This window comes from Mesorhizobium sp. B2-2-3, assembly GCF_006442405.1.
Taxonomy (GTDB): Bacteria; Pseudomonadota; Alphaproteobacteria; order Rhizobiales; family Rhizobiaceae; genus Mesorhizobium.
In genome coordinates, this window is record NZ_VFWC01000002.1 from 329,697 (window position 1) to 342,764 (window position 13,068).

Consider the following 13,068-nt stretch of genomic DNA (forward strand, 5'->3'; position numbering starts at 1 on the left):
ATCACGGCCTGATGTCCACAGGCGCCTCGATCTTCACCATCTCGAAGTCGGAGACCAGTATGTCGATGCGCGCCATCCACCGGCCAGGAACCGGGATGACGAGATCGTCGACACGCCAGCTGCCGTCATCGGACTTTGTCGCCGCCCGCTTCAGCGGCTCGATGCCGGAGTCCGGCTTCGACAGCACCAGCATCACCTCCTTGGCGTCGAGCGGCCCGAAATCACCGGTCATGATGATCATCGAGGCGGCGACCGGCCCGGCATGGCCGGGCGTGATGCTGAGGTCGGCCATCGCCTTCAGCGCGTGGATATGAACCGACACCGGCTGCGCCGCGGCAATCGCCAGCGCCCGTGGCGGCGGCGTGAAGCGCCAGCCGGCGGCAACACCGAAGATGGCGAGCACGATCAGTATTTCGACGCCGATCGAACGGGTGAGCCTGCGCCGCACTTCCGTCGCCCCCGCCTCGGCCATTGCCGTCAATCTCCAGCGGTTGACGGCGGCGAGCGTGAACAGGAAGACCAGCAGCGCAAGCTTGACCAGCAGCAGCCGGCCATAGGCGGTGTTGACCAGCGCTGCGGGTGTTTGCACCTGGATAACAGCCAGCACCACGCCGGCGGCGGCGAGCAAGGCCACCACCGGCATGATAGCGGCGGAGAACCGGCGAAGGAAAGTGACGGCTTCGGCATCCTGCCGTTTCAGCGCGAGTCCGAGCGGCGCCAGCGCACCGGCCCAGAAGGCAATGCCGGCGCCGTGCAGGAACACCATCGGCCGCGTCAGCCATTGTGGCTCGGCGGCACTTGCGTGGCCGCTGGCGGCGAGCGCGAGGCCCGTTCCGGCCAGGCCGGCGAGCGCGAGGGGCCTGGCGGCCGCGCGCGGTCCGGCCAGCGACAAAAGGCCGAGCCCGAGCGCGATCAACGCGATCAACACCGTCCAGCCGAAGCTGGTGCCGAGACCGGCGGTCCAGATGGCCGGCTGCGCCATATGCGAGAGCGGCGCGCCGAGCGCATCCAGCCCTTGAAAGCCAAGCGACATGGGTGCCGCGACCAGCCCACACAGGATTGCGGCGGCAACGAAGCGCTGTCCGGCACGGCTACCCCGCGCCAGCCAAGCGAGGGCGAAGGCGCCGCCGACGCCGAGGAACAGGCCGATATAGAGGCAGACCTTGCCGATCCAGATCGCCGAGCGCAATTGCCAGTCGACGGCTTCGGAAACAGTCGGCGGCTGGCTCGCCGCGCCGATGGAAAACAGCAGAGAGCCGCCGACCGGATGACCGTCGGCGGAGATGACCCGCCAGCTCAGCACATGCGTGCCCGATCCAAGTGCCTGCGGATCGTCGATGACGACGGTCTGGTCGCTGAGGCGGAAGGACGTCAGCGGAACGGGCGTGCCGTCGGGCTTCACCAGCGTCAGCACCAGCGGCGAGACCGGTTCGCTGAAAGTCAGCGCGAATTGCGCGGGGGCCTGCGACAGCACGGCGCCGTCGGCCGGATCGGTCTTGATCAGCGCGGCGTGGGCGAAAGCCTGATTTGTCGCCGCCATGGCAATCAGCAGCACGGCCACGACCAGCAGCCCAGCAGAAACCCGGCCGATGAGCTTGCCGGCCGCGCGAACCGTCCTGGAAGGGAATATCACCGTCATGTCATTGCCATGAAATGCAGCGCGCTCCTGACATGGAGCGCGCCGCGAGAGTTCACTTTTTCGGCGTGAGCTTGATGCCGGGCGCGGGGTTCTCCAGGGCGTCTTCGTCCTGCCCGGCCGCCGGGATTTCGATCCAGCGGTCGGCGGCGCCATCGCACTCCTGCACCACCGGGAAATAGAGTTTCTGACCCGCCGGGAGGTCTGCCGTCAGCATCGCACGGAAGACGAACTCGTCGTAGAATTCGTCTGGCAGATTGCCGCCGCTCCAATCGACCTCCTTGACGCCGTCGGCCACCGCCTGGCCGTAGAGCTGGTAGGATTTCTCGTACTTGCCCTTCTTGGTCTGCAGCGTCCAGCCGGGCTTCGGCATCGGCTTCACCGCGATCACCCCTTCCGGGATCTGCACGCGCACGGCGGTCGTCGCCTTGCCGTCACAGCCATGCGGCACCCGCAGGATGGCCTTGTAGGTCGAACCGACCGCCGCTTCCTGTGTTTCGAGCGTGACATGCGCGAAGGCGGCATTGGTCCCCAGCGCCAGAAGCGCGCCGGCCAACAAAAGATACTTGTTCATGATGGTCCCTCTGAATTCAATAGTTGTGGATGGCGCGGTCAATTAGCGTGGTCGTCCATGCCACCGCCCATGCCTTCGACAGCGAACTCGACGTTGACGGCGCCAGCCTTTTCGAAGGTCAGCGTGGCCGCGAATTCTTCGCCCTGCTTGGGTTGCCGCTTCAGGCCGATGAACATCAGGTGATAGCCGCCGGGTGCTAGCGCCACCTTGCCGCCGGCCGGGATTTCCAGGCCGCCCGTCACCGGCCGCATGGTCATGACGCCGTCCTTGACGCCCATTTCATGCAGCTCTGCTTTTTCGGAGACGTCGGAGGAAATCGACAGCAGCCGGTCGGGTGCATTGCCCTTGTTGGTGATGGTGAAATAGCCGCCGGCCACCTTGGCGCCTATAGGTGTCGCGCGCGACCAGGGATGCTCGATTTCGAGATCGCCGGCCTTGAATTCATGCGCGCAGACGGCCTGGGCACCGAAGAACAAGAGGACAAACGCCAGCACGGCAAGGCCGACACGTTCATTGAAACGGCGCAGGAATTTGGTGCGGCCGCCCGAAGGAGGCGCCGCGAGATGAAAAGCTTGGGACATGGTTTGCTCCATGAATAGGGAATCGCGCCGATGGCCGGTCGCGAAAGATCCGTTCTTTGGATGAAAGCACCGGCGGAAGGTTCCGCCGAGCGTAGAGCAGGCTCAGGCCGACAGCGGCGGCGCGCGCGGGTTCGACGGCGAGCGCTGGCGCGCGAAATCGAGATGCGTGGCCGCCGGAAAGATGAAAACGACGGCTTCGAACGAAAGCGAGGCCAGCGCAAGCCCGGCATCGGCTGGCGGCGCAAAGGCCGCTGAAACCATGCTGCAGCCCAGCATGCAGCATGCCGGCAGATGCGACGGATGCGGGCCGCCATCGGGAAGCTGGGCAGTGCCCTCGTGGGTGCAGATGACGTTGCCGAAGGCGTCGATTTGCGAGGCGGCCGGTCCGGTGGCGAAGGCGAATGCGCTCAGCGTCGACTGAAGCAGCAGCAGGTAGGCCGCGACAAGCGCGACCGGAATGCTCCACCGTCTCCCCTTTTTGGTCAAATGACTTGCCTGTTCAAACCATCTGCATCTTCAAGCGATCACCGGAAGATGTCTACCACGGCAGCAAGAGACGGAAAATCGGCAAATCGGTGCTGCGGCAACGCGGCGCGATCAGGGCCTCTGTGGGTGCCGGCTCTCGGGAATCGAGGTCAGCAGCGTCTGGCGCGCCGACTTCAAATGTTTGCGGCAGGCGGCATCGACCTTGCCCAGGTCGCGTGATTTGAGCGCCGCGATATAGGCCAGATGCTCGCCGATCGCGATTTCGTTGCGCTCGCGCTCCTGCGCCTTGTTCCACTGGTAGTGGTAGTGGAAGATCATGGCGATGACATCATAGAAATCGACGATGAAGCGGTTGTGCGAGGCGCGGTGGATCAGCCGATGGAAGCGCTCGTCGAGCTCCGAGAACTCGTTGAAACGCGTGGCGATGTCACGGGCCAGGCCGCGGTGTTCCTCTTCGAGATTGTCGAGATCGACCCACACCGCGCTGTCCTGCGGCAGTGCGGTGAACGCCGATGCCGAGCGCAGCTCGAACATCTCGCGGATTTCCGTCAACTCCAGCGCGAAGGCGCGGGTGAAACCCTTCAGCACCCAATGGCTGTTACGGCGCTTCTCGATCAGGCCGAAGCGGGAGAAGCGGATCAGGAACTCGCGCACGCTGGTGGTGCCGACGCCGATCTCGCGCGCCAGTTCGAGCTCGTTGATCTGCATGCCGGCCTCGGCGCCGCCGGCGAGCAGCCTGCGCATGAACGACCGCTCGATGATCTCGGCCAGCGTGTCGGTCTCTTCCTCGGGAAAGAAATCATCGGGGCGCGTTTCACGCAGCACCGTCTTGGCGCGCTTGTTCCAGGCGATCAGTCCGGTTTCTTCCATGCGCCCAAGGATGCTGCGCACCGTGGTGCGGCTGACGCCGAGCAGCGTACCCAGTTCCGGTTCCGAAGGCAGGCTGCGCGTCTCGTCGAGCAGCCTGAGGCACCTGTTATAGGCATCCTTGTAAACGTTGTTGCTCTTCGACATGCCCTGACCCATCGCTGGCCGGCGCTTGCGGCGGCCGGCTTGAAGCGCAAATATGACGTTCCTATCGCCCTCGAAAGCGGAATCGCTTTGCCGAGGGGCTCGCTTACCGGTTGCAGCGCCGCTACTCATCCAGGCGCACAGGAACTGCCGGAAAAAACAATTGACGTAAAACTGTTTTTTCACGATAAAAGACATTAACTCTTAACAAGCGCGTGTCAATCCGCGCCTCCCAGGATCACCCCAGGAAACGCCCGTGAACGCCTCCAACTCAATTCTTCTGTCCCCAGCCGACAATGTCGCGGTCGCCAATGGCCGCATCGAGACCGGCACCGCGCTGCCCGGCGGAGCGCTTGCCGCCGCTATCATCGAGCCCGGCCACAAGGTGGCGATCAAGCCGATTCCCGCCGGGTCCGCCGTGGTCAAATATGCCCAGGCAATCGGCCGCGCCACGCAGGACATCGCGCCCGGCGAACATGTCCATTCGCACAATCTGGTGTTTGAGGCCGGCCGCCTGCCGGTGGTGCCGCCAAGCGAGGCCGAACATGCGACCGAGGCTGACCGCGCCCGCACCTTCATGGGTTATCGCCGCGCCGACGGCCGCGCCGGCACGCGCAACTTCATCGGCATCATCGCAAGCGTCAACTGTTCGGCGACCGTCTGCCACGCCATCGCCGACGCGGCCAACCGCACGCTGCTGCCAAAATATCCCGGCATCGACGGCTTCGTCCCGATCGTCCACGGCCAGGGCTGCGGCATGAGCGCCACCGGCGACGGGATGATGGTGCTGCACCGCACATTGGCCGGCTATGCCCGCCACCCCAATTTCGGCGGCGTGCTGATGGTCGGGCTCGGCTGCGAGGTCAACCAGCTCACGCTGTACGGCCAGAAGGGTGCGGCCGCCGGTAAACGCCATTTCAACATCCAGGACGCCGGCGGGTCGCGCAAATCGGTCGAAAAGGCCATGGGCGTACTGGCCGAGATCGCCGAGGAAGTCGGCGAACTCAAGCGCGAACCCATCCCGGTAAGCGAAATCGTCGTCGGCCTGCAATGCGGCGGCTCCGACGGCATGTCGGGCATCACGGCCAATCCTGCTCTAGGTGCCGCGGTCGATATCCTCGCCGGCGTCGGCGGCATCGGTATTCTCTCCGAGACGACGGAAATCTACGGCGCCGAACATCTGCTCGCCTATCGCGCCGCGACGCCCGAGATCGCCAAGAAGCTCGATGGCTACGTCAAGTGGTGGGAAGACCACGTCGCCAAGCACGGCGCCTCGATCGACAACAACCCCTCGCCCGGCAACAAGCGCGGCGGCCTCACCACCATCCTGGAGAAGTCGTTGGGCGCGGTCGCCAAGGGCGGCCAGACGCCGCTCAACGGCGTCTTCGGCTATGCCGAAAAGGTCACCGGCAGCGGGCTGGTGTTCATGGACACGCCCGGCTACGACCCGGTGTCCGCCACCGGCCAGGTGGCGGGCGGCGCCAACATCATCGTCTTCACCACCGGCCGCGGCTCCTGCTTCGGCTGCCGGCCGACGCCGTCGATCAAGGTCGCCACCAACTCGACCATGTATCATCAGATGGAAGAGGACATGGACGTCAATTGCGGCGTCATCGCCTCCGGCGAGAAGACCATCGCCGGCATGGGCCGCGAGATCTTCGAACTGATCGTCGAGACGGCCTCCGGCCGCAAGACCAAGAGCGAGGATTTCGGCTACGGCGACAACGAGTTCGTGCCCTGGCATCTCGGCGCGACGCTCTAGCTCTTTGAAGTCGCGCAGTCCGGAAAGTGGCCACGAACTTTCCTGGAATGCTGCGGCTTGAGGTCTTGGAATCTGCCGCGCCGGATAATGGCGGGCAACGGGGAGGTTGTGCATGGAAAAACGCCGCATCGGCCAGACGGCGCTCGAGGTCACCGAAGTAAGCTTCGGCGGTGCCGCGATCGGCGGGCTCTACCGCGCCTGTTCGCGCGAGGCGGCGATGGAAACGTTGCAAGGCGCGTGGGAGGCGGGCCTGCGCTATTTCGACACCGCGCCCTTCTATGGTTTCGGCCTGTCGGAGCGGCGTTTCGGCGACTTCCTGCGCTATAAGCCGCGCGATTCCTATGTGCTGTCGACCAAGGTCGGGCGCCTGTTCCGGCCCGTTCCGGAGGATCAGGTTCCCGATCACTCCTATGTCGATCCGCTGCCCTTCGCGGTCGACTACGACTATTCCTATGACGGCATCATGCGCTCGGTCGACTTCAGCTATGCGCGGCTTGGTCTAAACAGGATAGACATCCTGTTTGTGCACGACATCGGCGTGTACACGCACGGCGTCGAGAAGACCAAAATGCACTTTCGCCAGTTGATGGACGGTGGGCTCAAGGCGCTCGAAGAACTGAAAGACTCCGGCGTCATTTCCGCCTACGGGCTCGGCGTCAACGAAGTCCGGATATGTCTCGACGTGATGCGTCGCGCGCCGCTCGATTGTATCCTGCTCGCCAGCCGCTATTCCTTGCTCGATCGCAGCGCCGAAGCCGAACTTTTGCCGCTCTGCCGCGCCCGACAGACTTCGCTGGTCATCGGCGGTGTGTTCAACTCCGGCATATTGGCGACCGGACCGGTGCAGGGCGCCCATTTCGACTACAAGCCCGCCAGCGGTGACGTGCTCGACCGCGTCGGCGCGATGGAGCGGATCGCCGCCGAAGGTGGTTACCCGCTCGCTGCCGCCGCGTTCCAGTTCCCCCTCCAGGAATCCTCGGTCGCCACCGTGCTGACCGGCACCGCCAAGCTGGCGAACCTGACCCGCAATCTCGAACTGCTTGATGTCGACGTGCCTCAGGCGGACTACGCCAGGTACCGCCCCTACACCGTAGTGCAGGAATTGGCATGAAGTGCCCCGTCCGCCCGGGCGAAGGCGTGCGATCGCGGGGCTTCACGATCCCACGAACCGAAGAAGGAACGGGCATTCCATGTTGACTAATTTATGGAATTAATATTCCATACGTTAGCCACGCGAAACGGAAGCGTTGGCAGCGGGGAAGAGCAAGGCGCCAGTGCGATCATGACCGCCAGGCCCAGAGGATGGCACAAACACCGCTTGCATCGACCGGATCGATGCACTATCAAAATAGTGTAACTGTTTTTTATTGATAAAGTTCTGTTTGGCCGCGCCTATCCGAACCGAGCTTCCGTATCGTTCACCGGGCGACTTAGGGAGGAATTCCATGAAATTCGTGACCAGCATTCTTAATCGCCGCGCAGTCATGGCGCTGGCGGCCGCGTCGATGCTTGCCGGCGTCATGCACTCGGCGCCGGTTTCGGCGGCGGACGTGACCATTCCGATCATCGTCAAGGACACCACGTCCTTCTACTGGCAGATCGTTCTGGCCGGGGCCCGCAAGGCCGGCAAGGATCTTGGCGTCAACGTGCCGGAGCTCGGCGCCCAGGCAGAAACTGACGTCAACGGCCAGATCTCGATCCTCGAAAACGCCGTCGCCAGCAATCCGGCGGCGATCGTCATCTCGCCGACCGAGTTCAAGGCGCTCGGCAAGCCGATCGACGAAGCCGCCGCCAAGGTCAAGGTTATCGGCATCGATTCCGGCGCCGACTCCAAGGCCTTCACCTCCTTCCTGACCACCGACAACGTCCAGGGCGGCCGCGTCGCCGCTGACGGGCTCGCAGCGGCCATCGGCGAAGCCAATGGCGGCAAGATCGAGGGCGACGTTGCCCTGATCACCAACACGCCTGGCGCCGGCTCGCTCGAACAGCGCAAGCAGGGCTTCATCGAACAGCTCAAGGCGAAGTATCCAGGCCTGAAGCTGGTCGCCGACAAATATGCCGACGGCCAGGCCACCACCGGCCTCAATATCGCCACCGACCTGATCACGGCCAATCCGAACCTCAAGGGAATTTTCGCTTCCAACCTGATCATGGCGCAGGGCGTCGGGCAGGCTGTCGCCGAAAACAGCCTCGGCGGCAAGCTGGCGCTGGTCGGCTTCGACAGCGACGAGAAGCTGATCAAGTTCCTCAACGACGGCGTCATTTCCGCCCTCGTCGTCCAGGATCCCTACCGGATGGGCTATGACGGCATCAAGACCGCACTTGCCGCCTCCAAGGGCGAAAAGGTCGAGACCAATGTCGACACCGGCGCCAACCTGGTCACCAAGGCCAACATGAAGGATCCCAAGATCGACGCGCTGCTCAACCCGAAGCTCAACTGAGCATCGGCACGCGCAACTGTTTCCGGGGCCTCTGCGCCCCGGAAACAACAGGGAGGATTGCCATGACGCCGACCGCGCAGGAACTGCATCCGGCCCCCGTGCTGGAGCCCGGTAGGACCATCCTCGAGCTGCAGGGTCTGGAAAAGCGCTATCCCGGCACGCATGCGCTGAAGCCTGTGACCCTGGCCTTCAAGGCGGGAGAGATCCACGCCATCGTCGGCGAGAACGGTGCCGGCAAGTCGACCCTGATCAAACTTCTGACCGGCGTCATCCCGCGCACCTCCGGAGAGGTTGTGTGGGAAGGCAAGCCGGCTGCCCTGGCGACGCCGCACGAAGCCATGGCGCTCGGCATCAACGCCGTGCACCAGGAAGTCGTGCTCTGCCGCCACCTGACCGTCGCCGCCAACATGTTCCTCGGCGAGGAGAACTCGCGCTTCGGCATCCTCCAGCAACGAGCCATGGTCAGGGAAGCGCAGAAGATCATCGACGGTCTCGGCTTCGACCTGCCGGCGCATGTCGTGCTCGGCGATCTCACCATCGGCCAGCAGCAGCTGATCGCCGCCGCCCGCGCGACCGTGCGCGGCACCAAATTCCTGATTTTCGACGAGCCCACCGCGTACCTCACCCGCAAGGAGGCCGACCAGCTGTTCACGCTGATCCGCCGCCTGAAGGGTGAAGGCGTCACCATCATCTACATCAGCCATCGCATGGAGGAGGTGTTCGAGCTCGCCGACCGCGTCTCGGTGCTGCGTGACGGCACGCTGGTCGGCACCCGCAACATCGCCGAGACCAATGAGCCGGAGCTGGTCAAGCTGATGATCAACCGCTCGATCGAGCAGATCTATCACAAGGAGCATTTCACGCCGGGCGCCGTCATCGCCGAGGCGCGGAACCTGTCCGGCAAGGGTTTCGAGAATGTCTCTCTGTCGGTGCGCGCGGGCGAGATCGTCGGGCTCTACGGCCTGATCGGAGCCGGCCGCAGCGAATTCGTCACCACCCTCTACGGCCGCCACCGCAAATCGGCCGGCCAAGTGTTGTGGGAAGGCAAGGAGGTGCAGGTCAACTCCGAGCACGACGCCATCAAGCTCGGCATGGCGCTGGCACCGGAAAGCCGCCGCGACCAGGGCCTGTGCCTCAACCTGTCGGTCGCATTGAACCTCAATTTGCCGATCTACAAGCGCATATCGAAAAATCTGCTGATCTCGTCTGCGCAGGAGAAGGCCGAGGCGGACCGGCAGATCGCCGACCTCAGGATCAAGACGCCGACGCGCGGCGCGCTGGCCTCCAGCCTGTCCGGCGGCAACCAGCAGAAGATCGTCATCGGCAAGTGGCTGGCGCACGGCGCCAAACTGTTCATCTTCGACGAGCCGACGGTGGGCGTCGATGTCGGCACCAAGGCCGAGATCTACCGGCTGTTCAGTGTGCTGTTGTCCAAGGGCGCGGGCATCATCCTGATCTCGTCCTATCTGCCCGAGGTGTACGAACTGGCTGACACGCTGCATGTGTTCCGGCGCGGCAAGCTGGTGGCCACGCATGGTTTCCGCACCGCCGATCACGAGGACATTCTGAGCCAGGCCCTGGCCGAGAAACAAGAAAAGACGGGAGGACAGACATGAGCACCGAGGCGATCCCTGCCGAAAAGCCGAAGCGCAACTACAATGCCCTGTTCGGGCTGACGCTGCTTGGCCTGCTGCTTCTGATGTGGGTCATCCTGGCGGTCGCGACGCCGTCCTTCGCCTCGGCGCTCAACATCACCAACCTGCTGCGCCAGGGTTCCCTGATCGCCATCCTGGCCGTCGGCCAGACCTTCGTCATCATCACCGGCGGCATCGACCTTTCCGTCGGCGCCATCGTCGGCTTCGCCACCGTCATCGTCGCGCTGCTGATCAATGCCGGCTGGCCGGTCTGGATCGCGGTTCTGGCGACACTGCTGGTGGGGGTCGCCATCGGCCTGTTCCACGGTTTCGGCATCGTCAGGATGGGCCTGCCGCCCTTCATCATCACGCTGGCGACCATGACCTCGCTGCGCGGCATCGGTCTCCTGATGACCAATGGCAATTCGATATCGATCAACAGCGACGCGTTCCAGGCGTTTTCGCGCGGCTCGCTGCTGGGGATCCCCTATCTGTTCTGGATGGTAATCGTGGTTGCCCTGCCCTCCTACGTCTTCCTGCACCACACGCGATGGGGGCGCTATCTCTTCTCCGTCGGCTCGAACGCGGAAGCCGCACGCCTCTCCGGCGTCAACGTGCCGCGCACGATCTACATGGCCTATGTGCTGTCCGGCCTGTGCGCGGCTTTCGTCGGCGTGCTGCTCGCGTCCCGCATCGGCATCGGCAATCCGACGCAGGGCGACACCTACGAGCTGCAAGCCATCGCCTCGTCGGTGATCGGCGGCACGTCGCTGTTCGGCGCCATCGGTTCGGTGCACGGGCCGCTGATCGGCTCGTTCATCCTCTCCACCATCAACAACGGCGCCAACCTGCTCAACGTCAACACGTTCTGGCAGCGCGTCATCACCGGCATGTTGATCATCGTCATCGTCTACTTCGACGGCCTGCGCCGCCGAGGTGGCAAGTAAAATCGATCGCCGGCCGGGTCGAAAAATCGGCCGGCGATTCCATGAACCGACTGGATTGAAGCATGAAAGCCGTTGTCTGCCGTTCGCCCGGCGACCTTGTCGTGGAAGACCGTCCCGCGGCTGGCTCGCCGCCTCCCGGCTGGGCGCTGGTGGCGGTCAGCCATGTCGGCATCTGCGGCACCGACTACCACATCTTCGAGGGCAAGCATCCCTTCCTCGCCTACCCCCGCATCATGGGCCATGAAGTGTCGGGGACCATCGTCGAGGCGGGCGAAGGCGTTGGTCTTGCCACGGGCGAGCCGGTCATCATCAATCCCTATCTGGCGTGCGGCAAATGCATCGCCTGCCGGCACGGTAAACCCAATTGCTGTGTCCGGATCGAAGTGCTCGGCGTGCATCGCGACGGCGCCATGTGCGAACAGATCCTTATCCCGGAACAAAACCTCTATCCAGCCAACGGCCTGTCGTTGGCCGATGCCGCGGCCGTCGAATTCCTGGCCATCGGCGCCCATGCGGTGCGGCGCTCGCGTGCCGATCCCGGCGCACGGACGCTCGTCATCGGCGCCGGACCGATCGGGCTCGGCACCGCCATCTTCGCCCGCATCGCCGGGCTCGACGTGACGCTGCTCGACATGAGCAGCGAAAGGCTCCGCTTCGCCGCCAATGAACTCGGCTTCAAGACCCTCGACGGGTCGCGCGGCGCGGCATCCGATCTGGTCAGCGAAGCGACATCAGGCGAAGGCTTCGACGTGGTCTTCGACGCCACCGGCAACACCGGCTCGGTGCAGTCGGCCTTCGCTCATGTCGCGCATGGCGGGACATTGGTGCTGGTCAGCGTCGTCAAGGACGACATCGCCTTTTCCGACCCCGAATTCCACAAGCGCGAGATGACGCTTGTCGGCAGCCGCAATGCCTTGCGGGCCGATTTCGACCACGTCGCCGCTTCGATCCGCGATGGCGCGGTGCCGCTGGCCAAGCTCGTCACCCACCGCACCACGCTTGCCGACACGCCACGTGACCTCGCCCGCTGGGCGCATGAGAAATCCGGGCTGATCAAGGCCGTGATCGAGGTAGGGGCATAACATGGCAGGCCGTGAACCCGGCCCGAATTGACCACACCCCCGCGCAGGTCGACCCCCAAACGCCAAGCCGCTGACAAGTGCGCGCGACCGGGCTGGTCTGATTCCAGCGTTAGGCCGACACGCCTACAGCGCCGACAGTTTCAGCTCCACCCGCTCCGCCGGGAAGCGCGCCTCGGCGAATTGGATCGGCCGGCCGTCCGGCGTCATGTTGACGGCCACCGTGACCAGCACGATGCCGCCCGGCTGCAGATCGAGGTCGGCAAGGTCGGAAGCATCGGCGTGACGCGCCGACAGCACCGTCGATTGCCTGAGATAATCGTCTATGCCGAAACGCTTGAGCGATGCGGTGATCGACCCGGTCTCGGCCATGGCCACATCGATGCCGGCGAAGCGCCTGGCGTCGAACCAGCCGGAAGCGCGCGACACCGGCTTCCCATCGGCCTCGCCGCGCGTCTCCAGGCGAATCACATCCGATCCCCTGGCAACGCCCAGGGCTTCGGCGACGCGCCGGCTGGCGGGCTCGACCGATGAGGCCAGCAGCACGATATGCCGCTCCGACGCCTGGCCCTGCAAGCCGGTTGAAAATCGCGTGCGCGCGCCGATCGGATAGGACAGTCGCTTGCGCGACAGCACGAAAGTGCCGCGCCCCTGCTCGGCCCGCAGTACCCCGTCTTGCACGAGCGCCGCGATGGCGCTGCGCACCGTGTGGCGGTTGACGCCATAGCGCTCGGCCAGCGCCACCTCCGGCGGCAGCGCGGCATTCTCGGCGAAATCGCCGGCAGCGATCGATTGCAGGATTCGGTCGGCGATCTGGCGCCACAACGAGACGCCGCTGCGCCGCTCGATACCGTCAGCCACGTGTTTTCCGTTCACGGTTTCGCCCCTGGCCGGCCCCTGTCACGCACCCGTCATGG

The 13,068-nt window shown here is 64.5% G+C and carries 12 protein-coding genes; 6 read left to right on the forward strand and 6 right to left on the reverse strand.

All coding sequences use genetic code 11. The features are described 5' to 3' along the window. Nucleotide 1: 1 nt before the first annotated feature. From FJ951_RS04740 to FJ951_RS04760, 5 genes are all read right to left on the reverse strand, one after another. Nucleotides 2–1,639, reverse strand: coding sequence for a copper resistance CopC/CopD family protein (locus FJ951_RS04740; protein ID WP_140513780.1), 1,638 nt, complete (start codon nt 1,637–1,639; stop codon nt 2–4). Nucleotides 1,640–1,691: 52 nt separating this feature from the next. Continuing rightward, nucleotides 1,692–2,210, reverse strand: coding sequence for a YcnI family protein (locus FJ951_RS04745; RefSeq protein ID WP_140513781.1), 519 nt, complete (start codon nt 2,208–2,210; stop codon nt 1,692–1,694). A gap of 38 nt (nt 2,211–2,248) precedes the next feature. Beyond that, nucleotides 2,249–2,791 carry a copper chaperone PCu(A)C gene (locus tag FJ951_RS04750; protein ID WP_140513782.1) on the reverse strand — a complete coding sequence of 181 codons (543 nt, stop codon included), beginning with the start codon at nt 2,789–2,791 and terminating at the stop codon, nt 2,249–2,251. Between the two features lie 102 nt (nt 2,792–2,893). Beyond that, entirely contained in the window at nt 2,894–3,250 is a 357-nt protein-coding gene (locus FJ951_RS04755) for a DUF2946 family protein (protein ID WP_140513936.1), read from the reverse strand. A 138-nt stretch (nt 3,251–3,388) separates the two neighbouring features. Beyond that, nucleotides 3,389–4,291: a GntR family transcriptional regulator gene (locus FJ951_RS04760; protein WP_140513783.1), complete on the reverse strand. Its 903-nt coding sequence runs from the start codon at nt 4,289–4,291 to the stop codon at nt 3,389–3,391. A 253-nt stretch (nt 4,292–4,544) separates the two neighbouring features. Here FJ951_RS04760 and FJ951_RS04765 point away from each other — a divergent pair, with 253 nt between their 5' ends. The 6 genes from FJ951_RS04765 (at nt 4,545) to FJ951_RS04790 (ending at nt 12,154) form a co-directional block, all read left to right on the forward strand. Then, nucleotides 4,545–6,050, forward strand: a complete 1,506-nt coding sequence (locus FJ951_RS04765) for an altronate dehydratase family protein (RefSeq protein ID WP_140513784.1) — start codon at nt 4,545–4,547, stop codon at nt 6,048–6,050. A gap of 112 nt (nt 6,051–6,162) precedes the next feature. Continuing rightward, entirely contained in the window at nt 6,163–7,161 is a 999-nt protein-coding gene (locus FJ951_RS04770; protein ID WP_140513785.1) for an aldo/keto reductase, read from the forward strand. Nucleotides 7,162–7,495: 334 nt separating this feature from the next. Beyond that, complete coding sequence (locus FJ951_RS04775) at nt 7,496–8,491, forward strand: ABC transporter substrate-binding protein (RefSeq protein ID WP_140513786.1); 996 nt, start codon at nt 7,496–7,498, stop codon at nt 8,489–8,491. Nucleotides 8,492–8,553: 62 nt separating this feature from the next. Next, nucleotides 8,554–10,107, forward strand: coding sequence for a sugar ABC transporter ATP-binding protein (locus tag FJ951_RS04780; protein ID WP_140513787.1), 1,554 nt, complete (start codon nt 8,554–8,556; stop codon nt 10,105–10,107). Beyond that, nucleotides 10,104–11,072 carry an ABC transporter permease gene (locus tag FJ951_RS04785; RefSeq protein ID WP_140500307.1) on the forward strand — a complete coding sequence of 323 codons (969 nt, stop codon included), beginning with the start codon at nt 10,104–10,106 and terminating at the stop codon, nt 11,070–11,072. The genes FJ951_RS04780 and FJ951_RS04785 overlap by 4 nt, the downstream gene beginning before the upstream one ends. Before the next feature lie 62 nt (nt 11,073–11,134). Continuing rightward, complete coding sequence (locus tag FJ951_RS04790) at nt 11,135–12,154, forward strand: zinc-binding alcohol dehydrogenase family protein (protein ID WP_140513788.1); 1,020 nt, start codon at nt 11,135–11,137, stop codon at nt 12,152–12,154. Between the two features lie 123 nt (nt 12,155–12,277). Here the strand turns inward: FJ951_RS04790 and phnF are convergent, their stop codons facing one another. Next, nucleotides 12,278–13,027 carry a phosphonate metabolism transcriptional regulator PhnF gene (gene phnF / locus FJ951_RS04795; RefSeq protein ID WP_140513789.1) on the reverse strand — a complete coding sequence of 250 codons (750 nt, stop codon included), beginning with the start codon at nt 13,025–13,027 and terminating at the stop codon, nt 12,278–12,280. Between the last annotated feature and the right edge of the window lie 41 nt (nt 13,028–13,068).

Bases quoted from the DNA above. Each gene is read 5' to 3' on its own strand.
- FJ951_RS04780 (WP_140513787.1), top strand. From the start codon at position 8,554: ATGACGCCGACCGCGCAGGAACTGCATCCGGCCCCCGTGCTGGAGCCC.
- FJ951_RS04760 (WP_140513783.1), bottom strand. From the start codon at position 4,291: ATGTCGAAGAGCAACAACGTTTACAAGGATGCCTATAACAGGTGCCTC.
- FJ951_RS04740 (WP_140513780.1), bottom strand. From the start codon at position 1,639: ATGACGGTGATATTCCCTTCCAGGACGGTTCGCGCGGCCGGCAAGCTC.
- FJ951_RS04790 (WP_140513788.1), top strand. From the start codon at position 11,135: ATGAAAGCCGTTGTCTGCCGTTCGCCCGGCGACCTTGTCGTGGAAGAC.
- FJ951_RS04745 (WP_140513781.1), bottom strand. From the start codon at position 2,210: ATGAACAAGTATCTTTTGTTGGCCGGCGCGCTTCTGGCGCTGGGGACC.
- FJ951_RS04770 (WP_140513785.1), top strand. From the start codon at position 6,163: ATGGAAAAACGCCGCATCGGCCAGACGGCGCTCGAGGTCACCGAAGTA.
- FJ951_RS04785 (WP_140500307.1), top strand. From the start codon at position 10,104: ATGAGCACCGAGGCGATCCCTGCCGAAAAGCCGAAGCGCAACTACAAT.
- FJ951_RS04750 (WP_140513782.1), bottom strand. From the start codon at position 2,791: ATGTCCCAAGCTTTTCATCTCGCGGCGCCTCCTTCGGGCGGCCGCACC.
- FJ951_RS04775 (WP_140513786.1), top strand. From the start codon at position 7,496: ATGAAATTCGTGACCAGCATTCTTAATCGCCGCGCAGTCATGGCGCTG.